21 protein-coding genes are annotated in these 21,452 nt (G+C 48.4%); 10 read left to right on the top strand and 11 right to left on the bottom strand.

What is annotated here, in order from left to right:
- The first annotated feature begins 71 nt into the window (after positions 1 to 71).
- Positions 72 to 1,262: a potassium/proton antiporter gene (locus AC5YBX_RS14880; RefSeq protein ID WP_494520866.1), complete on the top strand. Its 1,191-nt coding sequence runs from the start codon at positions 72 to 74 to the stop codon at positions 1,260 to 1,262.
- A 114-nt stretch (positions 1,263 to 1,376) separates the two neighbouring features.
- Here AC5YBX_RS14880 and AC5YBX_RS14875 read toward each other — a convergent pair whose 3' ends face one another.
- Positions 1,377 to 2,096 (bottom strand): oxidative stress defense protein, encoded by a 720-nt coding sequence (locus AC5YBX_RS14875; RefSeq protein ID WP_494520867.1) that lies wholly within the window; start codon positions 2,094 to 2,096, stop codon positions 1,377 to 1,379.
- 231 nt (positions 2,097 to 2,327) lie between these two features.
- On the bottom strand, positions 2,328 to 3,221 hold the full coding sequence (gene rluF, locus AC5YBX_RS14870; RefSeq protein WP_494520868.1) for a 23S rRNA pseudouridine(2604) synthase RluF: 894 nt from the start codon (positions 3,219 to 3,221) through the stop codon (positions 2,328 to 2,330).
- A 279-nt stretch (positions 3,222 to 3,500) separates the two neighbouring features.
- Between rluF and AC5YBX_RS14865 the strand changes: the two genes are divergently transcribed.
- Genes AC5YBX_RS14865 through AC5YBX_RS14855 form a run of 3 tightly spaced genes read left to right on the top strand, consistent with a single transcriptional unit; the run spans position 3,501 to position 5,641 of the window.
- The gene (locus AC5YBX_RS14865) at positions 3,501 to 4,235 is read left to right on the top strand and encodes a basic amino acid ABC transporter substrate-binding protein (protein ID WP_494523944.1); all 735 of its coding nucleotides are present in this window, start codon (positions 3,501 to 3,503) and stop codon (positions 4,233 to 4,235) included.
- A 7-nt stretch (positions 4,236 to 4,242) separates the two neighbouring features.
- Entirely contained in the window at positions 4,243 to 4,923 is a 681-nt protein-coding gene (locus AC5YBX_RS14860) for an amino acid ABC transporter permease (RefSeq protein WP_494520870.1), read from the top strand.
- Positions 4,916 to 5,641, top strand: a complete 726-nt coding sequence (locus AC5YBX_RS14855; protein WP_494520871.1) for an amino acid ABC transporter ATP-binding protein — start codon at positions 4,916 to 4,918, stop codon at positions 5,639 to 5,641. Before AC5YBX_RS14860 ends, AC5YBX_RS14855 begins: the two co-directional genes overlap by 8 nt.
- A gap of 150 nt (positions 5,642 to 5,791) precedes the next feature.
- Here AC5YBX_RS14855 and AC5YBX_RS14850 read toward each other — a convergent pair whose 3' ends face one another.
- From AC5YBX_RS14850 to AC5YBX_RS14825, 6 genes are all read right to left on the bottom strand, one after another.
- Complete coding sequence (locus tag AC5YBX_RS14850; protein ID WP_494520872.1) at positions 5,792 to 6,874, bottom strand: LysR substrate-binding domain-containing protein; 1,083 nt, start codon at positions 6,872 to 6,874, stop codon at positions 5,792 to 5,794.
- Positions 6,875 to 7,060: 186 nt separating this feature from the next.
- A complete protein-coding gene (locus AC5YBX_RS14845) occupies positions 7,061 to 8,077 on the bottom strand; it encodes a murein transglycosylase domain-containing protein (RefSeq protein WP_494523943.1) in 1,017 nt (338 codons plus the stop codon).
- Positions 8,078 to 8,233: 156 nt separating this feature from the next.
- Positions 8,234 to 9,175 (bottom strand): cytochrome c nitrite reductase subunit NrfD, encoded by a 942-nt coding sequence (gene nrfD, locus AC5YBX_RS14840; RefSeq protein ID WP_494520874.1) that lies wholly within the window; start codon positions 9,173 to 9,175, stop codon positions 8,234 to 8,236.
- Positions 9,172 to 9,861, bottom strand: a complete 690-nt coding sequence (locus tag AC5YBX_RS14835) for a 4Fe-4S dicluster domain-containing protein (RefSeq protein ID WP_494523942.1) — start codon at positions 9,859 to 9,861, stop codon at positions 9,172 to 9,174. Before AC5YBX_RS14835 ends, nrfD begins: the two co-directional genes overlap by 4 nt.
- A 10-nt stretch (positions 9,862 to 9,871) precedes the next feature.
- Positions 9,872 to 10,360 carry a cytochrome c3 family protein gene (locus tag AC5YBX_RS14830; protein ID WP_494520876.1) on the bottom strand — a complete coding sequence of 163 codons (489 nt, stop codon included), beginning with the start codon at positions 10,358 to 10,360 and terminating at the stop codon, positions 9,872 to 9,874.
- Between the two features lie 108 nt (positions 10,361 to 10,468).
- Positions 10,469 to 10,978: a DUF2726 domain-containing protein gene (locus AC5YBX_RS14825; protein WP_494520877.1), complete on the bottom strand. Its 510-nt coding sequence runs from the start codon at positions 10,976 to 10,978 to the stop codon at positions 10,469 to 10,471.
- A 382-nt stretch (positions 10,979 to 11,360) separates the two neighbouring features.
- Between AC5YBX_RS14825 and AC5YBX_RS14820 the strand changes: the two genes are divergently transcribed.
- From AC5YBX_RS14820 to AC5YBX_RS14795, 6 genes are all read left to right on the top strand, one after another.
- Complete coding sequence (locus AC5YBX_RS14820) at positions 11,361 to 12,338, top strand: LysR family transcriptional regulator (protein ID WP_494520878.1); 978 nt, start codon at positions 11,361 to 11,363, stop codon at positions 12,336 to 12,338.
- Between the two features lie 487 nt (positions 12,339 to 12,825).
- Positions 12,826 to 14,196 carry a UDP-N-acetylmuramate:L-alanyl-gamma-D-glutamyl-meso-diaminopimelate ligase gene (mpl, locus tag AC5YBX_RS14815; protein WP_494523941.1) on the top strand — a complete coding sequence of 457 codons (1,371 nt, stop codon included), beginning with the start codon at positions 12,826 to 12,828 and terminating at the stop codon, positions 14,194 to 14,196.
- Between the two features lie 85 nt (positions 14,197 to 14,281).
- Positions 14,282 to 14,941: a flavin prenyltransferase UbiX gene (locus AC5YBX_RS14810; protein ID WP_475514893.1), complete on the top strand. Its 660-nt coding sequence runs from the start codon at positions 14,282 to 14,284 to the stop codon at positions 14,939 to 14,941.
- An 18-nt stretch (positions 14,942 to 14,959) separates the two neighbouring features.
- Complete coding sequence (gene hpt, locus AC5YBX_RS14805; RefSeq protein ID WP_475514892.1) at positions 14,960 to 15,490, top strand: hypoxanthine phosphoribosyltransferase; 531 nt, start codon at positions 14,960 to 14,962, stop codon at positions 15,488 to 15,490.
- An 84-nt stretch (positions 15,491 to 15,574) separates the two neighbouring features.
- Positions 15,575 to 16,513 carry an ABC transporter ATP-binding protein gene (locus AC5YBX_RS14800; RefSeq protein WP_475514891.1) on the top strand — a complete coding sequence of 313 codons (939 nt, stop codon included), beginning with the start codon at positions 15,575 to 15,577 and terminating at the stop codon, positions 16,511 to 16,513.
- Between the two features lie 14 nt (positions 16,514 to 16,527).
- Positions 16,528 to 17,298, top strand: coding sequence for an ABC transporter permease (locus AC5YBX_RS14795; RefSeq protein WP_475517048.1), 771 nt, complete (start codon positions 16,528 to 16,530; stop codon positions 17,296 to 17,298).
- 38 nt (positions 17,299 to 17,336) lie between these two features.
- Here the strand turns inward: AC5YBX_RS14795 and AC5YBX_RS14790 are convergent, their stop codons facing one another.
- The 3 genes from AC5YBX_RS14790 to AC5YBX_RS14780 form a co-directional block, all read right to left on the bottom strand.
- The gene (locus AC5YBX_RS14790; RefSeq protein WP_494520880.1) at positions 17,337 to 17,663 is read right to left on the bottom strand and encodes a DUF4144 family protein; all 327 of its coding nucleotides are present in this window, start codon (positions 17,661 to 17,663) and stop codon (positions 17,337 to 17,339) included.
- A gap of 83 nt (positions 17,664 to 17,746) precedes the next feature.
- Positions 17,747 to 18,292, bottom strand: coding sequence for a DUF4124 domain-containing protein (locus AC5YBX_RS14785; RefSeq protein WP_494520881.1), 546 nt, complete (start codon positions 18,290 to 18,292; stop codon positions 17,747 to 17,749).
- 322 nt (positions 18,293 to 18,614) lie between these two features.
- Entirely contained in the window at positions 18,615 to 21,419 is a 2,805-nt protein-coding gene (locus AC5YBX_RS14780) for an FAD-binding and (Fe-S)-binding domain-containing protein (protein ID WP_494520882.1), read from the bottom strand.
- Positions 21,420 to 21,452 lie beyond the last annotated feature (33 nt).

The raw sequence follows: 21,452 nt of genomic DNA, 5'->3' as shown, positions 1-21,452 counted from the left end.
CCCTATACAAAGCTATTATTGGTCTCTCGGCCGACTAACGTTACCCTGCTAACCATTAAAAAAGGATGTCGATGTCTTACGAAATTATCCTACTGGGCATTGCGGCGCTAATAGCCATCGGCATTTTATTACACCACCCGTCTAAAACCTTAGGCTTACCTAGCCTGTTAATTTTTATGGTGGTGGGCTTAGCCTTGGGCAATGGCGAATTTAATTTTGTGTATGATAATTTGGCCGTGACCTCGACGGTTGGCGCGATCGCACTTAATGTGATCGTGTTTGTTGGCGGCATTAATACTTCCACCGATAGCATTAAGCTGGCCTACAAAGAGGGCGGTGTATTAGCAACCTGCGGTGTGGTGTTGACGACCTTATTGTTGGCATTAATGCTCTATCCGCTCACCAGTTGGAGCCCTGTTATCTGCCTGTTGTTTGCAGCTATGGTGTCATCTACCGATGCGGCGGCGGTGTTTTCTATCCTTGAGGCGAAAAAACTTAAATTAAAGCAGCAGACCGATCGTATTTTGGAGTTCGAATCGGCCACCAACGATCCTGTCGCACTGGTGATGGTGATGATTTTAACCGGTATTGCCCTCGCGCCTAATGAGGCGATATCGGCATGGGAGATAGGCCAAACGTTAGTGCTGCAAATTCTGTTGGGGATCTTAATCGCCTTTGTGGTGGCTAAGTTGGGGGTGTGGGCGCTTAACCATATTCAGCTGCAAGAGTATGGCCTGATCCCAGTATTTGTCTTGGCTTGCTTTGTGATTGCTGCCTATGGCAGTGATTTGGCGGGCGGCAATATTTTGATCGCGTCCTACGTCGCAGGGGTGGTGATGGGCAACGGCATCAAACGCGGCGGCGAAGTGACGCGTCACTTCTTTAACAGCATGTCGTGGTTAGCCCAGTCACTGATGTTTATCATCCTAGGCTTGCAGATGTTCCCGCAAACCTTAGTGTCGGTATTTACTTTGTCACTGCTGCCGGCGGCATTGTTGATGTTTGTGGCACGGCCACTGGCGGTGCAGTTGTGTTACTTGCCCTTTAGGCAGGCCAGTTGGCAAAAACGATTGTTTATCTCATCGATTGGGCTCAAAGGGGCAACTCCTATCGTGTTTGCATTAATTCCGGCGGCCGCTGGCGTGGATGGCGCGATAGAGTTGGTGCATATGGTGTTCTTTATGGTGCTGTTTTCTATTGTACTGCAGGGGGCTGCCATTGAGCCGCTAGCAAAAAAGCTCAAGCTTAATCGAGACGATTAATCGATTTGTAGAGTGATATTTTTTGGGTTCGAGTTGATAAAGTAAAGTCGTTGGCCGCGTCATCTGAGGTGGTTTAACGGTGTTTGATGAGGCGGCCAATTTAGTCAATCGTGCTTACTTTAAGCGATAGATCACTTCGACTCTGTCGCTCACAGTGGTTTGCGCCTGCTGGTAACTCTCGGCTATGCTGGCTTTTGGCGCAGCGTCCATGCGATACATCACCGGCTGCACTGGGCGTTGCTCAATATAGCGGATCTGCCACACTCTATCTAACTCTGCACCGAATCCGGCGGCTAAGGCTTTGGCCTTTTGCTCGGCATCGGCTATCGCTTGCTGGCGTGCTTGTGCGATAAGTTCGGCGGTTTTACTCGACGTAAAAGCAATGTGATTAATCCGATTGATGCCCTGCTCAAGTGCGGTATCTAAAAGGTTATTTAGCTTTGCGAGCTCAACTACGGTCACGGTCACTTGGCGACTGGCGCGATAACCCACCTCGGTGGTGGTGCGGGTGTCACTGTCATATTGCTGTTTAGCTTGCAGCGAAAGGTTGGCGCTGTGGATATGCTGGCGCTCGACGCCTGCTTCGGCCAGGCGGGCAAGAAAATCGGCGACCGCCTTATCTGAATTCGCCTTAGCCTCTGCCGGAGTCTTAGCTTCGCTGACCACTTCTACTACCAGTTCGGCCATATCGGCCTTGATCATCACTTGGCTGGTGCCGACGGTTTCGATATGGGGAAAGTCGATGCCGCTCGCCATGGCAGTGGCGCTGGCAAAACCAAGGGCTGTGGCCAATATGCTGCTGGTAATGAGCCTTGCTAAAGGTAATTTTGTCATACTTAACTCCAAGTGAAGATACGCTTAATACACTATGATGGACTGTTATTGAGTCCGGTTGCTGGTATACACGGAGCAAAATTGAAAAGGGGTTAATTTAATTTATATTTTATGCCATTAGCAGATCGTTAGCGTCATGAGTTTGATAACAATGGCAGTAAAAAGCCCTGCTGGAGGGTAACAGGGCTGGTGGGATTTCAGCGTAAAAGACACTAAGACTGGCAGATGATATTATCGCTTAGGGCGTCTAGAGTGCGATGGCTTACCTTTACTGGCGCCAGCTGGTTTTTTCTTTTTACCATGATTTTGCATAAAGTGCTCAGGGCCTTCAATCTTGTCCCGTAGCGATTTATTGGGTTTCTTGGCAGGCTTTTTGACCGCTTTTTTAGGTGCTTTTTTGTCTTCAGAAGAGGAGTGTTCGATAAGCTTAAACAGGGTTGACAGCTCCTCCTCATCTAAGTCACGCCACTCGCCTAAAGGTAAGCCTTTGAGCGTAACGTTCATTATGCTTTGGCGTTCAAGCTTGGTTACTTCAAAGTTGAAATGTTCACACATTCTGCGGATTTGGCGGTTAAGGCCTTGTACCAATACGATTTTAAATACAAAAGTAGAGATCTGCTCTACCTTGCACTTCTTGGTTATCACCCCAAGCATGGGCACGCCAGCGCGCATACCTGTTAAAAACGCCTCAGTGATCGGTTTGTTCACTGTCACCACATATTCTTTGTCGTGATTGTTGCCGGCACGCAAAATCTTATTGACCAGATCGCCATTGTTGGTTAGGAATATCAGCCCTTGAGAGTCTTTATCTAAGCGGCCAATGGGAAATACCCGCTCGCTATGGTTAACGAAGTCGACGATGTTATCGCGCTCGGTGCTTTCGGTGGTGCTGACGATGCCGACAGGTTTATTTAAGGCGATAAACACCAAGTCGTCGGCGTCTCTTGGTTCAATATCACGGCCATTAACCTTCACTTTATCGCCAAATGAGACTTGATCGCCTATTTGAGCACGTTTGCCATTAATAAAAACATTACCTTGCTCGATAAAACGATCGGCTTCTCGGCGAGAACAAATACCACTTTCACTGATGTACTTGTTAAGACGGATCCCAGCTTCGCTCACAATGGCTTCCTTTGAAAAGAGGAGCGCTTTTCGCGTTCCGAGTTATGGGCGCCAATTGCAGGGCGCAGTAAGCGTAAATGCTATCACATTCACCTGCACTTGGGATCGCTAAAAATCGTGCCGATAGGGCTAGTTGGTGCTGTAGGGATTGAGTAAAGCATCGCGCCAATAGTACCAAAGTGAATTTATAGTCAAATAAACGGCATAATTATTGACACTTAAAGGGGGGGTGCTTATAGTCTGTGCCAGTGCAGTTTTTATCGAAAAAGAGAGTTTAAAATGAGCAAATCCGTGTTATTAGGCAGTTTTAGCTTGGTTGTAGCCTTGTTGTTAACTGGATGTGGTAAAAGTGATGATGTATTAGTGGTTGGTACCAATGCAGCCTTCCCCCCTTTTGAATATGTGGGTGGTACTAGTGGCGATGAAATCAAGGGGTTTGATATTGATTTAGCACGTCAGATAGCTAAAGACGCCGGTAAGACCTTAAAGGTCGAAAACATGAAGTTTGATTCGCTAATTGTGGCCTTAAACTCAGGTAAAATTGATTTTATCGCCTCGGGGATGACCATCACCCCTGAGCGGCAACAAAGCGTTAATTTTTCTCAGCCCTACTACGAAGCAACCCAAGTGGTATTAGTGAATAAAAATCAAATGGGCATCAATAGTATCGCTGACTTACAAGATAAACATTTTGCGGTGCAATTGGGTTCAACTGCCGACATTATGGCAAAGCAATATACCCAACAATTGACCGCCTTTAATACCGGTTTTGAAGCCATTATGGAGCTTAAAAACGGTAAGGTGGATCTGGTGCTATTTGACAGTGAGCCAGCGGCCAATTACCTCGCCAAAAACCCAGACCTAAAACAGATCACACTCGACTTCGAGCCTGAGTTCTATGGGTTTGCCGTGGCCAAGGGGCAACCTGAACTCCTTAACAGCATTAACACCACCTTGGCCAATATGAAAGCCAATGGCCAGTATGATGCTCTGATCGCCCAGCATATGAAGTGAGCACCCTATGATTGATGCAATTAACGCTTCATTGTTTACGCCCATTGGCGACGATGGTTTAATCGGTATCTTGCTGATTTTAAATGGTCTAAAAGTTACCCTCATTGTCACCTTTTTCGCCATGATCTTAGGGGCAATATTGGGTATCACCACCACCATGATGAAGATGTCATCAAAGTGGTACCTGCGTTGGCCTGCCGATCTATATGTGGGCGTTATTCGAGGTACACCGGTAGTTGTGCAGTTAGTGATCCTTTACTTCATCGTATTGTCCTCTTTAGATGTCGACAAGGTCACCGCCGCCATTATCGCCTTTGGCCTTAACAGTGGCGCCTATATTTCTGAGATTATCCGCGCCGGTATCGAAGCGGTGGATAAAGGCCAAACTGAGGCGGCGCGCTCCTTAGGCTTATCTCAAGGGATGACCATGAAAGAGGTGATTATGCCGCAGGCGGTGAAGAAGATTTTACCCGCCCTTGGCAATGAGTTTATCGTGCTATTGAAGGAGACGGCGGTCATAGGGTTTATTGGCGGGGTTGATTTGATGCGCGCCGGAGAGATCATTCGTAGCCGTACCTTTGAAGACAGCGTGCCGCTATTTACCTGTGCATTAATCTATCTGCTACTGACGTACAGCTTCACCTTTATGCTGTCGAAATTTGAAAAGAGGCTAAAGCAAAGTGATTAAAATAAGCAATTTACATAAAAGCTTCGGTGATAATCAGGTGCTTAAAGGGATTAATCAGCATGTCGCTCGTGGCGAAGTGGTGAGCGTCATTGGCCCAAGCGGCAGTGGTAAGAGTACTTTTTTACGCTGTATCAACTTGCTGGAGCAGCCGACCGAAGGTGATATCGCTATCGATGGTCAGTCGATCACGGCTAAAGGCGCCTGCATCGATAAGCTACGTCAAAAAGTGGGGATGGTGTTTCAAAATTTTAATCTGTTTCCCCATAAAACCGTGATGCAAAACATTACCCTAGCCCCGGTAAAACTCGGCTTGATGAAACAAGCCGAGGCCGACCGTCAGGCGCTTGAGTTGCTGGCACAAGTGGGCTTGCAAGATAAGGCCAATGCCTATCCAGCGAGCTTATCGGGTGGCCAAAAGCAACGGGTGGCCATTGCTCGCGCCTTGGCGATGAAGCCAGAATTAATGCTATTTGATGAGCCCACCTCGGCGCTCGACCCTGAAATGGTCGGCGATGTGCTCGATGTGATGAAGTCCTTGGCATTAGCGGGGATGACCATGGTGATTGTTACCCATGAGATGGGTTTTGCACGAGATGTATCCGACAGGGTTATTTTTATGGACGGTGGCTATGTGGTGGAAGACAGTTCACCGCAGGCGCTGTTTAGTGCCCCTAAAGAGGCGCGTACACAGGCCTTTTTAAGCAAGGTGTTGCGCTAATGGGAGGATTATCAATATCTTGATGTAAGTGCTGATAATACGGCTTTTAGTGGACGTGTAATAAAAAGGCAAGCTTTCTAGCTTGCCTTTTTGTTGGTTGCATTTTATGCACCTGACACCGCCTTAGGCTCATCGGGGCTTTACGCCTGCTCACATAGACTCATCGGGTGTAAATGCAGCTGTTTTAAATGAAGGTAGCACGCCGGTCGCATCACTGGAGCCACTACTACAACCACAGCCATCGCTGCACACTGGTGTCAAGTTGGTGTAATTGAGCTGTGAATGACTGTGATGGTAGCGCGCCTGCATATCGTGTAGTTTATTGATAAGCATAGTCTTTAAACAGTTAGCTAACGGCTCGATGATCCTCTGATGACAATGGAGATAATAACTGTCGCAAGGTAGGCCGCTGGTGGACATCCACAGCTGGGAGACATCGATAAATCCCACGTCGCTGCGATGCTCAAAGTAGGGCAGTGACATCACTGATGACAGCAAGCAGATATCATCACTTCTGCTGGTATGGTCGACTAACATACGTAAGCTTGGGCTTCGCAGCACAATATTAACATCGATATTGTGCGCCTGAGCATATTGCTCTATCGCATGCAGCTGTTGCTCATGTAGGTTGGCGTTGACTAGGGTGATGTTGTAGTCGAATAGATCGATCAGAGGTTGCGTCGAGCTCAAGATCGGGTGGTCGCTTCTGGCCACCATAAAGAAATGATCGATATCGCCAAGCTTTATATTATTCACCATGGGATGGTGGATAGGTTCGGTGGAGATGGTGCAATCAATTTTACCCTGACACAAGCGCTGGCTGATGTTTTCGGACCAAGGCACTACATTAATATTGACCCCACCTTCAATGCAGTGACAGGTGTGCTTTAGGTTGTTCATCACCATTAATGACCACTGCTCATAGGTGGCTATCGTCAACTGAAATGGCTCTAAGGTTTTGCCTATGGTGGTCGCAATAATTTTGTCGTATTGCTCAAGAATCGTCTGCACCATAGGGTAGAGGCGCAGCGCAATATGGTTGGGCTCGAAGCCATACTGCTGACGGATAAAGAGCTCGTTTTCTAACACCTCACGCATGCACATCAATGAACGACTGACTTTAGATTGAGTCGTCAGCAGTTTTTCGGCAACCGCAATGCCATTCTTAAGCTCAACCAAGCCGATAAAGACCTGTAAGGTAAAATAATCTAAGCGGCTGATCCGTTTGTTCATAGCTTGGCTCCTTGTGTTGTCGGTGCCTGAGGATAGCTTTAGGTCACCGAAAGGTTCACGGTTCGCTAATCGATGCGCTTAAACCCCTCCATAATGCACTGGTTATACCACTGGCGAGCAAATAAAACTGCGCCAGTGGTCACAATTGCATCAACTATGTAAACCAAACCGCTCGAACCTAAGCACTTATAAGCGATATTTATGGCGTTTGCTGGTGACTTTTTTTAGGTAGTTACGGCTTTCTTGTCGAATATGGCGCTGGGTTAAAAACCAATAAAACTCGCTGCGAGTCATGTTATTGATGCGGGCTAAGGCTTGGCGCCGATCGCCGCGAGGATTAAGGCTCTTCCATAAATTACCTGTGCCACCGTTATAGCTTGATATCACCGCGTATTCGCGCTTCTGTGGATCGTCAATGCCTTTAAGGTAACGGCTAGAGAGCAGGTGTAAATAGCCCGTCGCCACCTCAATATTTTTTTGTGGTTGGTATAAATAGGCCGCGGACGGCGTATGGGCGTAGCCTTTGATTAAGTTGAAATAATCCCGCCCAGCGGTAGCCGCCTTTATCTGCATTAACCCCAGTGCGTTGGAGCGTGATTTGGCTAATGGATTAAAGGCGCTTTCGGTCTCCATGATCGCCATGATCAGATCGGGCTTAACCCCGTAGGTGCGCGCCGACTGACGCACAAACTCAATATACTTACCGCCAGCAATTTGGGTGTGATTGTTAACCATGCGAATGGTCACCCGCAAGCGAGTGCCTTGCTGATTAAGATTCTGGTTTATAAGATAGTCGGCAAAGCGCGCCGCACGCCAATGAAAGGCGATGGGTTGACCGTCGTGATCGTGGACCTGCCCCCAGAAAAAGGGCTTCTGCTTACTATTGATGAGGCCAAAATCGTTTGCGGTTTTGGCGTCGATCACCTCGGGATCGATCTGAGTCAGCAGCACCTGAATCACCGCCTGTTTAAGTGAGGCCTTATTCACGCTTTCTACCACAATCAGCCCACGTTCAAAGTCGACGTAGGTGTGCTCTTGCTCGGCCTGATTAAGCACCAATACCGATGGCGCTAAGTGGGGAGTGTTGTGTTGATACTCGCGCAGTAACGCGGCAACATCGGTCTCATATTGGCTCAGATCTAGGCTCAATGCATTGCAGCAATACAGCAAAAAAAAGCCAGCAATAGTATGATATTTGTTCATTTATCAACGCATTAAGCATAGGTGTTATTCGTTAGCAGTATACGTGCTCGGCGCACTGGGGTTCAATGCTTGTTTGGTAAAGATGAGCGCCAGTACGCATCTGCTCATGGTGCGTACTGGCGAGATAAGGATTATGCCAAGTGCTGATGGTATCACCTAGGCGATGGTCATCTGCCCGGTATAGAGAATAAAGTTACGCAGTAAAAATACGCCTATTAAACTAAAGCTGGCCGTGACTGCCACATAAGTAAATTTACGGTCGGCCGATACCTTCATCCACAAATTAAAGGCCAGTGGCAAGGTTAAACCGATACCGATAACCCCGCCCCAAAATACCCAACCCCAGAAGCCATAACCGATAGCGTTCAGCGCCGCCACTTGGCTTTGACCGCCCGACAAAATCAGCCCGACAAAGAAGGTGAATAGTAGGCCAATTTCCACCAAGATCATCGGGATCTCAATACCATGAATAAAGCGCACCTCAACCCCATTGGGATTACCGCGCAGCAATACGCCGCCCAGTAAGGTGGCCGCTGCACCCGAGGAGAGTCCCGAGATTAAAAACAGTAAGGGTAATACCGGATTATTCAGTAGCGGGAACCCTATTAGCGCCGACAACAAGAAGCCGGTATAGGCGCCCAAGGATATCGACAAGATCACTAAGATACCTGTAATGGCCGCCTCTTTGTCTACTAGCCAGCGAAGTCCGCGCTGCAGCCACATCAACCTAGCCCCCAATAATTGCAAGATTGCTTTGTTAAAGATGCAGCCTATCCAAGCAAACAGCACGACCTGATAGGCCATGAGTACCAGCACCCCCATCGACATCACAGAGGTGATATTGTAAAACACCAAAATCTTCCAAAAATCCAGTGGCTTGGTTAAATCGATAACCAAGATCCCCAAGCCGCCAAACACGGCCAAGGGAGCGATGATCGCCGCTGCTTGCACAAAGGGTGAATGGTAGGCTTCGCCCGCTAACTTAAAATGTTTGAGCATGATGGCAAAAAACACAGCGCCAGCAGATAAGCCAGCTAAAAACAGATAGATGGCAATAGGCCAATGCCATACTAGGCCTTCGAAATGAAAAGCACTCATAGCATTATCTCCCCATCGATGGTTTGAATATGGAACAACTTAGGCCGGGTGCCCAAGTCCACTTTGGCGCGGTAGGTGGGTTTACTTTTAAGCAGCTGAACTAAGGCCGAATCGGCTTCCTTAAGGTTGCCAAAGGTCAATGCCTTGGTGGGACACGCCATTACGCAAGCGGGTTGCAACCCTTGCTTTAACTGGGTTTGCTGGCAAAAATCACACTTATCGGCGGTGCGTGTCTCAGGGTTAATAAAGCGTACCTGATAAGGGCAAGCGGCAATGCAGTACTGGCAACCGACGCAGCGCTCTTCATGTACTGCCACAATGCCGGTGTGCTGGTCGATATAAGCTGCACCTGTGGGGCATACTCTGACGCAAGGCGCGGCTTCGCAGTGCTGGCAAGAGACTCGGCTAAAGCGGTAACTCTGGTTGGGATATTCACCAAAAGGACCACGGCGCTCAATTTTGACTCGGGTAACCCCCTCCGGCACCTGATTGACCTCACGGCAGGCTTCAACGCAAGCGTTGCAGCCGATACAGGCATTTTCATCGTGCACCATGGCGTATTTAATATCGGCCTCAGGGGAATCGCCGCTACGCTCGGCTAACGGAGATTGAGTGATGCCATAAACAGAGGCGCCGGCCAGCAGTGCCCCACATCCTTTAAGAAACTGGCGTTTTGAACGTTGCATAACATGCCTCCTATGGATTGACCTTATGGCAGGTGACACATAACTGGCTATGTTGCTGACGGTTTAACGACAACATAGGATCTGATTCTGGGTGAAGCTGGTGGCATTGAGCGCAACTGACCCGCACAGCATGGACGTTGTGAGTCCAGTCGGCAGCCGCCAAGGTTTCATTATCATGACAGGTAAGACACATCGTCGCTTGTTGCTGGGCTGATTGTGGGCTGTCGATGCCAAATTGGTTGATGATAGAGCCTTTTTTAGGATGACTGCCTTTTTCACCGTGGCAGTCTTGGCACTGGATGGCTAGGCCAGAATTGCCATGCAGGCCGAGCATTTGGCCATTACGTTTATGGCATTTGAGGCAGGTATCGCTGTTGGTCGTGGTCGTGTTGGCCTGGGCGGTATCGGCACTAACGCTGGTAATGGGCAGGACACAGCAAATTAATGCGGCGGCGCTAAATGTAAGCAGTATCGAGATGTAACGGCTGATGTGGCACATACCGTATCCTTACACCTTAGGGTGAGCATGACCTCGGGCGGAGGAGAGAGCGCCAAAGTATCGGGTTGACGCTCGGTTGGGCAATAATAGCTAAGATAACGTTAACCATTAGGCGGCAAGCGCATTGCGCAGCAGTATTTCATCACACTGCTTATGTTTATCTAACTTGATAAATTGCACACCAATGTAATCTAAACATTTTTCGATAAACTTAATCTGTTCTGGTGAGCTGCTATTAGGATCGCTCATCACCAGTTTAACCGCCGAAGACTCGTTGTCGACGACCACATAATCTAGGTGGCAATGTTCCATAAAGTCTTGCACCTCTTCGTGGTTTCTGACTGAATCATCAATATCAACCACGTTAACCAGAGACGCCCCGTACAGCACATCGTAGCGATTGCTCGCGATCGATTTTAAGCTTTTGAGAAACTGCATAGACTCTTGGTCAAGCAGATGAGGTTTAATGCTAACGGCCGCATCAACCATCTGTACATCACTTGATCTAAAGAATTTAATGCACGTCATTACGAAGGTCACGATAACGAGAGGCACAATAATAAATAAAACAAAGTACATAAATGCATAACTTAAAATAACGGTAGCGGTGGCGTTCATGATAAACCTCCAAGGGTGCTTAGCTTTTTAACTTTCCATTTAATTATTACCCTATGAACAATATTTACAATAATTATTGAAATCAAATTATTAAAAGTTAGCGCATGATCTGATAGTTAATTTCTATTATTTCAACTTATAGATTATCGTGAGGTGGATATGCCAATCTCAATTAGTGCATATCTATTGTTTAGCGGTGGCGTTGATTTTTAGTCTTCTAAAATTAGCGTCTTACGTTTTCATTGTAAATGCATGAAATATAAAAATATGATCTATGTCTGATTTAATTAATGTATGAATTACCCATAATGTTATTGTCGAATGTAGGTTATTAACTATACTTTAATTTGGTGTATTTTAAATCGGTAGAGGTATTTTTAAAATGAAAAATATAACTCTAGATAGTTTAGATATGCTCAGCGCCAATATATTAGTTAATTTGTATGAAAAGCATTCTGCCTCGTCAGTAGCCATCGATATGAATATACCTGCCCCTAAGGTCAGTCGTTGTTTGCAGCATGCACGGATGATGTTTAATGATCCGCTTTTTATTAGAAAAAAACATGGTCTCGAGCCCAACGAATTTACCCGCCAGTTATATCCTATTGTGAAAGAGTTGGTGCAATGCTCTGAGCATCTTTATCAATTGAATCAGATTAATGCGGCTGAATCACAGGTGGCCATGGTGATCTATGTTAGCGATCTCTTAATTGCCCATTTTCCCCAGCAGCTGAGCGCGGCCATTAATGAAGAGCACCTGCCGATAAGTTTTGAACTGCGCAGTGGCTCAGAATCGGTATTAGATGACACCGCCAACGGCCTTATCGATATGGCGATTGTGAGTGAGTCTAATGCCAGTGCGCTACAACAAGATCAACGACTTAGTGTTATGCCGCTGAAACCATTATCCCACCTGTATCTTTTATGCGGCCTAGATCACCCCATATTACAGCAGGAGATCAGCCTGGCCAATATTGCAAGTTACCCTTATTTAAGCGCATTTAATCAGATAGATAAGGCTGAGCTTGATCCTTTTGAGGCCTATTGCCGTCAGCATAAACGCGCGTGTCATCTTGCACCACGTGACAATATGCAAACCAGCCTAGGGTTTCATGATCTCTACCGTTATTTAGCCGATAACAAAACCCTCAGCATAGTGCCTTACAACAGGGTGTATGAGCAAAGCCACCTACTACCGGGATTGCATGTGTGCTGTTTGTCGGCCGTTGACACCGAGCAACTGTATGTTGCTCAGTCTCGGCCAAGATTATACCTGCTCACTGCCAAACATCACCCTAGTACCCATATGGATTGGCTTAAGCGGACAGTGGTTGCCCTGATTAATCAGGAAGTACATTAATTTGCGGTCTTACGACCGAGGTAAGTCGTGGGTTTCCTACCCACACCCGGGCAAGAGGGGGGATCAACTGTAATCCCCCTCTTGCATCTCCCCATGCCGCCCCAGACGAAGTTGTTTTTCTACGCGGCTATTTGAAAATAACTGACGCTTCCGATGGTACATCCATTCTTTTTAAGGGAAAGCCGAAAGCTAGCCGGGTATCCAAGCCCAGACTTACGCCATTTATTCCAACGCCTTTCGGCAACTTCGATGGGGAATTTTGTAGCCACAACCCGAGTTTGGTGATATCAAAATTTAATATGGATTTATTGTTGATGTGGTTATGCGGCCGTAAGGCCGCACTCTCGGCGCTAGCCATTCAAACGCAGTTTGAAACAACTCTCTTGGTCGCAAGACCACACGCCCTAAATTTAAACCATTGTTAACTGACAATGGCATCCCAAATCGTTAGAATACCAGCTGATTATTCCTCATCAGAGCCAACCCCATGCATGTACACATCTTAGGCATTTGCGGCACCTTTATGGGTGGCCTCGCACTCCTTGCCAGAGCCAATGGCCATAAGGTTACCGGCAGCGATGCCAACGTCTATCCGCCTATGAGCACTCAGCTCGAAGAGCAGGGCATTGAACTTATCCAAGGTTTTGATCCTAGTCAGCTTGGGCACAGTGAAGATGATGCACCCGATATCGTGGTGATTGGCAATGCCATGAGCCGGGGCAATCCGTGTGTGGAGGCGGTGCTTAATCGCGGTTTGAAATACACCTCGGGGCCGCAGTTTTTAGCCGAACATATTTTGCCGGGGCGTTGGGTATTGGCGGTATCGGGCACCCATGGTAAAACCTCGACCGCTAGTATGCTGGCGTGGATCTTACAAGAGTGTGGCTACGAGCCGGGCTTCTTAATTGGCGGCGTGCCGCAAAACTTTGGTGTATCGGCGCGTTTGGGTGGCTCGCCTTTTTTTGTGGTCGAAGCCGATGAATATGACAGCGCCTTTTTCGATAAGCGCTCTAAGTTTGTCCACTACCAACCGCGCACCTTAGTGATCAATAATCTTGAATTTGATCACGCCGATATTTTTGATGACTTAAAAGCGATCCAGCGTCAGTTTAATCACGTAATACGTACCGTGCCGGGCCAAGGCAAAATCATCTGGCCAAGCGACAGCGCCGCGGTGCGTGAGGTGATCGATATGGGCTGCTGGAGTGAGCAGGAAACCTACAGTGTTAATTCGGTCGATACCGGTTGGCATACCGAGCTGCAACGCGATGATGGTCACCGATTCGAGCTGTTTTTCGAGGGAGAATCCCAAGGCATCTTAGATTGGCAGTTGATTGGGCAGCATAATGTTGAAAACGCCACCATGGCGATTGCGGCGGCGCGCCATGTGGGCGTAAAACCGCAAGCGGCTATCGAGGCGCTTGAAAAGTTCGCTCCGCCTAAGCGCCGTATGGAGCTGATTGGCAGGGTGAATGACATAGACATCTTTGATGATTTTGCCCATCATCCCACGGCGATCGCCACCACCTTGCAAGGTTGCCGGGCGAAAGTGGGCGAGGGACGTATCCTAGTGGTGTTAGAGCCACGTTCGAACACCATGAAACGTGGCGTACATAAAGACACCTTAGCGACGTCGATGGCGCTGGCCGATGCGGCGTTTTTATATCAGGCCGATAATATCGATTGGGATGTTGAGGCGGCGATGGCTAAGGTGACATTGCCTGTGGCGGTACTGTATCAAATAGAGGATGTGGTCGAGGCGGTGGCGAGTGAAGCCAAATCCGGTGACACCATTATAGTGATGAGCAACGGCGGCTTCGGCGGCCTGCATGGCAAGTTACTTGAAGAGTTAAGTTAAGCGATACGTAACGCTAGTGGCGTTTGAGTGCTGAGTTCGATCACCGCCGACGACTATTCGAGTTACCGCTGTTAAAGAGAGTGTTATGAATTATCCAAGAAAGGCCAAGGCGATCAGTTTAGCGTGGACGGGCGCCTCGGGTGCGCCCTATGGGCTTAAGTTACTCGAATGTTTGCTGGTGGCCGACTACCAAGTGTTTTTGATGATCTCCAGTGCGGCGCGGGTGGTGCTGGCGACCGAACATGGCTTGCAGCTCAGTGCCAATGGCGATAAAGCCAAGGCGCAGTTGCTGGCGTTGTTTGCGGAAAATGGCGTTGATATTCATGGTGAACTGCATGTGCTGGGCAAAGAGGAGTGGTTTTCGCCGCCGGCATCTGGCTCGGCTGCGCCTAAGCAGATGGTGATCTGCCCTTGCAGTACGGGCACTTTAGCGGCCGTGGCAACGGGGATGAGCAACAGTTTGCTCGAGCGTGCTGCCGATGTGGTAATAAAAGAGCGTGGTCAGTTGCTCTTAGTGCCAAGGGAAACTCCTTTTAGCAGCATACACTTAGAGCATATGTTATCGCTGTCTAAGCTGGGGGCGACCATCATGCCTGCGGCGCCGGGCTTTTATCATGATCCCAAATCGGTACAAGATCTGGTAGACTTCATGGTCGCCCGGATCTTAGACCATCTGGGCGTAGACCACGCGTTAACTAAGCGTTGGGGCTATGATAAGCACAGTGCCAGCAATAGCGACAATTAAGACAATTTTGAGAGTAGTATGAAACACACCACCGAAGTGATGATCTCGGCTGATGAGATTGAGCAACAACTGGATATCCTTGCAGACCAAATTAATGCCCATTACGCCGACAGTGAGCGTCTATTAATGGTGGGTTTGCTAAAAGGGTCTGTGGTCTTTATGGCGGATCTGTGTCGCCGTATTAAGGGTCATGTGGAGATCGATTTTATGTCGGTATCTAGCTATGGCAATGCCATGACCAGTTCACGGGATGTGAAGATCCTTAAAGATGTGCAGTCGGATATCGAAGGTCGCGATGTATTGATCGTCGAAGATCTTATCGACTCTGGTAATACCTTAAATAAGGTCCGCGAATTGTTACTGCTGCGCGCACCTAAGAGCCTAGCACTTTGTACCCTACTGGATAAGCCAGAGCGCCGCGAAGTGGAAGTGCCGGTCGACTTTATCGGCTTTACCATTCCTGATGAGTTTATTGTCGGTTATGGTATCGATTACGCTGAGCAATATCGTAATCTGCCTTATATTGCTAAAGTGGTGCCGCTCGATTAATCGCACGAACGGATACGATTGCAAACTCCTGCCCTGTGCGGGAGTTTTTGTTTGGTGTTTAATGCAACATTACGGAAGTTACTCATGAGCAATGAGCCATATGCGTTAGTTATCGACTCGCTGAGAAAAACCTACAAGGGCGGCGTCGAAGCAGTAAAAGGGATAAGCCTTAAGGTAAAGGCGGGGGACTTTTTTGCGCTACTGGGCCCCAACGGGGCGGGTAAGTCGACCACCATCGGCATTATCTGTTCTTTAGTGCAAAAAAGCTCGGGTAAGGTAAAGGTGTTTGAGCATGATATCGATACTCAGCTTGAATTAGCCAAGATGTCGATAGGCTTAGTGCCTCAGGAGTTTAACTTTAACCAGTTTGAAACCGTGCAGCAGATTGTGATCAATCAGGCCGGTTATTTTGGCGTGTCACGTGAAGTGGCGCTTGAGCGTGCCAAGAAGTACCTTAGTCAGTTGGATCTGTGGGAAAAGCGCAACAGCCCAGCCCGCGCCTTGTCGGGTGGCATGAAGCGCCGCTTGATGATTGCGCGCGCCCTAATGCATGAGCCTAAATTGTTGATCCTCGATGAGCCGACCGCTGGGGTTGATATTGAGCTACGTCGCTCGATGTGGACTTTTTTGACTGAGCTTAATCAGCAAGGCGTGACCATTATTTTAACCACGCATTACCTTGAAGAGGCGGAAATGCTGTGCCGCAATATCGGCATTATCGACAAAGGGGTGTTGGTGGAGTGCACCAGCATGAAGTCCTTGCTGAGCCGCTTAAACATGGAAACCTTTGTGTTTGATCTGCGCGACAACCTCGACACCTTGCCGCAGCTTGACGGCATCAATTGTCGCTTAGTCGACCCGCATACCCTAGAGGTGGACGTGGAGAAGGCGCACAGTATCAATAGTGTGTTTGCGCAATTAAGCGCGCAGCAAATCCAAGTGTTGTCGATGCGTAATAAGGCCAATCGCTTAGAGGAGTTATTTGTGGAGTTGGTTGAACAAGGTAAAGGAGCGGCAAAATGAGTGCAGGATTAAGCATGAAACAGGTCTACTTTACCGCCTTTAAGAGTATCTTGATTAAAGAGATCACCCGTTTTACTCGCATCTGGGTACAAACCTTAGTGCCGCCGGCGATCTCTATGACTCTGTACTTCCTTATTTTTGGTAACTTAGTCGGTAAGCGCATCGGTGAGATGGGCGGTGTCTCTTATATGGAGTTTATCGCGCCAGGGTTGATTATGATGTCGGTCATTACCGCATCTTATTCTAATGTGGCCTCATCGTTTTTTAGCGCTAAATTTCAGCGTAACCTCGAAGAGTTGATAGTGGCGCCCGTACCCCATTATGTGATGATTGCCGGTTACGTGGGCGGTGGCGTGGCACGCGGTTTATGTGTGGGCACGATTGTCACCTTAGTGGCGATGTTCTTTGTCGACATTAGCCTGCACCATGCTGGGCTAGTGGCGGTGACAGTGTTGCTAACGGCCATCTTGTTCGCGCTAGGTGGGCTGATAAACGCGGTCTTTGCTAAGACCTACGACGACATTAGCATAGTGCCCACGTTTGTGCTGACTCCGCTGACCTATCTGGGCGGCGTGTTCTACTCTTTGACCTTGCTTCCTGACTTTTGGCAGGGGGTGTCGCAGCTCAACCCTGTAGTCTATATGATCAACGTCTTCCGCTATGGTTTCTTGGGTTATGCCGATATCAGCATTCCCCTGTCGATTGCGATTATGGTGGGGTTCTGTAGTGCCCTATGGGCCGTTGCTTACTACCTGATCAGCCGTGGTATTGGCTTAAGAAGCTAATGCATCAAATAGCAGTGCCTTGGTGAGTTGCCGAGGCACTAGCGCTCTTCTAAATACTTCAGTATCTCAAACACACGGCTAATATTATTTGCCCCCAGCTTGGCGGTGCAGCAGTGACCATTTTGGCTGGCATGCAAGCGCACCCAGTCGACAATGCTCGCTAAGCTGTGGGGCGTACTCAAATGAAATTCCCCCGCAGCCGTTAAGGGCTGGGCTTGCCAGCGATAACTCTGGCCTTGGCTGTCGATAATCACCACCGACGTCGCATCGAGCAAGGGCAGCTCATCGTGCCATTGCTCTATATCTTCAATTAGTTGAATTTGATTATCGTCTGGGTGTTTAACCAATATGGGCCAATGGAGCATGGTTTACCTTTTTGGGCTGAGGTGAGTGGAGAGGGCGCTCTCAATGGCGTCACTTGCTGTGAGCCGATGCATAATGTTGTCACTTAAGGGTTGGCGTTCAGGGGATGAGTGACCGTTTGCGTCGCCTTATTCTCTGTCGATTGGGCTTCGATTTTGGTTTGGTGCTGGGTCAGTAACTTGATTGAGGCTAAATTCATGTCGATCAACCCATCAAAATGGGCGTTCATCTCTTGTAGCTGGGCTAAAAATTCAGGGTCGTCTTTGGCCTGTTTTTGCCAGTAGCGTTTACGATCGATTTTTTGTCGTTCACTGGCGCGCAAGATATCGTAGTAGCTGTTTTCCTGTTTAAGGCGATAGAGTTCGCTATCGATAAGTTGTAATAGCTTATCTTTAGAAATGGTGTTTTGTTTGAGTAACGCCTGTAGCGGATCGAGGGTTTTATGCCTGGTGTCTGAGCTGGTTTCTGTAATGACACCTAGCTGATAGGTCAGCTTATGTTGATTAAAGTCTTTTGGGCAGGAGATTTGACTAAAGACGATCTTATCGTCTTTTATACATTTATAAATACTGGTGGCGTGTGCAGGCTGGGCAAGAACCAGTAATGCTGCCACAAATAACAATTTTCCCATTTGGCGATATATCCTCTATCTGCCACCGATCAAATGTAGCTTGCCATGCCTCTCATGCATGATCTAAGCGCTGCCACATCTCAATTCAAGCATTTAACCCTCACACTATGGCGTAAGTTAGCGTCGAAAACCAGTGTTTCATCTGTTCATAAGTTATGAAGTTGATATTGTGGCGATGTTCGCGCGACTTATTATGAATGATGGTGATAGGGCAATGTGCCCCTTGTTTGGCAGACATAAAAAACCGCGATGTAAAGACTTACATCGCGGAGTTTGCTTGGGTGTGGTTATCTAAAACCTAAACCGTCTTGAGTCGTTATGATTAACGGCTACACTCTTCTAGCAGATAGGCCAAGTGACGATAAGAGATCCCGCTGTGATGTGACAGACCCACTTCACACATACGGTTGGCGTAGTAGCCCTCTTTAATATCGACAGGGATCAGCTTTTTGATGTTGCGCAGCGCACTGGCGTTCATCTCTGGCTTGTATAAGCCTTTCTCACCGGCATAACCACAACACTCGATACCTTCGGGCAACTTAACTCCCATGCTACAGGCGTCGGCCAAGGCTTGCATCTTAGGCTCAAGCTTCATCTTACGTGCGCTACAGCCAAAGTGCAGGGCGATGTTAACCTTCTTGGTGAAGGTGAGCTTAGGCAAGATCTTGTCGTGCATAAATTCGACGAGATCGGTGATCTCCACTTTTGGGTTACCCGTTAAGGTGCGGTAAGTACAAGAGAGTGCATCAACCACCACGGGCACTTTACCGTTATCACTCAATGCGCTCAGGGCATCGATCAGCTCATCGCGTTTGGCATCGGCATTTTTAAAGTCACCTTTTGACTCCCACATCTGGCCGCAGCACAGGTGACGGGTATTGTCTGGAGTGACCACGTTATAGCCGGCGCGCTCAAGCAGAGTGACGACGACATCCGGTAGGGTGCGATTGTCAGGATCGAGCGGCGTTGGGCCAAAGGTGCGACCGCCACAAGCGGGGAAGTAGACAATAGTTTCTTTATCTGGCGATGCAGGCGATGGCGTAGGCAGATTGGCGCCCTTAGCAAAGTCTGGGTTCCAGTAAGGTACCTCTTTAGACACCATACGACCCATCTTCATCAGGCCGTTGGTCACGTTGTCACCCGCCACTTTGTGGATGATGTTGAGTACATTGAAGCCGGTGCTGATCGCTTGGTTAACCACGCCAAAATGTTTGGCTTGGAAGTCCAGTACCTTCTGCTCGGTAGTGGTGATATAAGGCGTACGCAGCTTACGCACTAGGTTGCCCATACTGTTATCAACGGGGCAGGCAATGGTACACAGCTGACAAGCGGCGCAGGTATCAACTACGTCATACTTGGCCGCAGCACGCATCTCCTCGGCCGCTTGTTTATCGCCAGATTGTTCAAGGCGAGCAATTTCACGCAAGGTGGCGATACGCTGACGCGGCGTAAAGTTAAGTGCCGAGGTGGGGCAGGTTTTTTCACAGAAACCACACTCGATACACTTATCGACAAAATCATCGACCACAGGGCAAGGCTTGATGTTTTTAACGTGCACATTGGCATCATCATTGAGGATCACACCTGGGTTAAGTAGCCCTTGTGGATCGAAAATGTGCTTGATGCGCTTCATCAAGGTGTAAGCGTCGGCGCCCCATTCCATCTCAACAAAGGGGGCGACCGCACGACCTGTACCGTGCTCGGCTTTCATCGAACCGTCGTATTTGTCGATAACCATCTCGGCCACATCTTGCATAAAGGCGTGGAAGCGATTGATATCCTCTTGTGAAGCAAAGGTAGGCGTAATGATGAAGTGGAAGTTACCCGCTAGCGCGTGACCATAGATCACCCCTTCAGGGTAATTATGCTTGTGAAACAGCTCGGTCAGATCTTTAGCAACATTCGCGAGGTGCTCTACCTCAACAGCGATATCTTCGATGATAACCGACGTGCCTTTAGGACGTTCACCGCCAATAATGGGGAACAGTCCTGAACGCATCGCCCAGTATTGACCAAACACGGCAGGATCGTCGGTGAAGGTGATTGGGCGTTCAGTTTCAATGTGCGCCAGTTTGCCGATCACATCTTTGGTATAGTGCTCAAGGGTCTGTTTATCATTCGAGCGACACTCGATAAGCAAAATCGCCGCATTTTCTGGCAGATCGCTGAGCCATTCGGGCATACCGGTTTTTCCGGTGACCGCTTTAATCGATGCCCAGTCTAACAGTTCAGCCGCGGCAACGCTTTCGCCATTGATCGGTGGGATCGCACTGGCTGCATCTTCCATATTGAAGAAGACCGCCATGGCTGAGGCTTTAAACTTCGCTTCATCAACCGTGTTATAGGTGACCTCTTCAACGAACGCGAGTGTACCTTCAGAACCAACAATCAAGTGATTGATCAGATCGAATGGATCGCTAAAGTCGACTAAGGCATTGATGCTGTAACCGGTAGTGTTTTTAATTGAGAATTTTTTACGAATACGATTAGCGAGCACTTCGTTGCTGCGGGTCATGGTGCCCAGCTCAACGAGCGCATCAAGCAGCGCTTTATTGTTTTCACTAAAGGCGGCCTTGGACTTTTCACAACCGGTATCGAGCTCTGAGCCGTCGGCAAACAGCAGCTTGGCCGATGCAATCGTTTGGTAACTGTTCTGCGCAGTGCCGCAACACATACCAGAGGCATTATTTGCCACGATACCGCCAATTTTACATGAGGTCAGTGTCGCAGGATCTGGGCCAATCTTCTTGCTAAATGGCTTGAGCGCCAAGTTGGCATCGGCGCCGACAACGGCCACCCCAAGTGAAACCTGTTTACTGTCGGCACTGACTTCAATTTTGCGAAAACCATCGTGGCCCAAGATCAATAAAATACCTTCGCCGATAGCTTGGCCCGATAGGCTGGTGCCCGCGGCGCGAAAGGTGACTGGGGCTTGATGCTGGCGAGCAACTTCTAAAGTGAGTTTGGCATCTGCTAATGTTTCGGCATGAACAACCACTTCAGGCACAATACGGAAGTAACTCGCGTCTGTTGACCAAGCAAAACGACGCACTGCATCGTCGGTAACGGCATCTTGGCCAAGCTTGGCTCTTAAGTCTGCGACAACAGCTGAATAGTTAATCGACATAACATTACTCTTTATTTATAACGGGTAAAAGGC

This window comes from Shewanella sp. 492, assembly GCF_059338445.1.
Note: the sequence above shows the minus strand (reverse complement) of the source record. Positions and strands in the feature narration are given on the sequence as shown.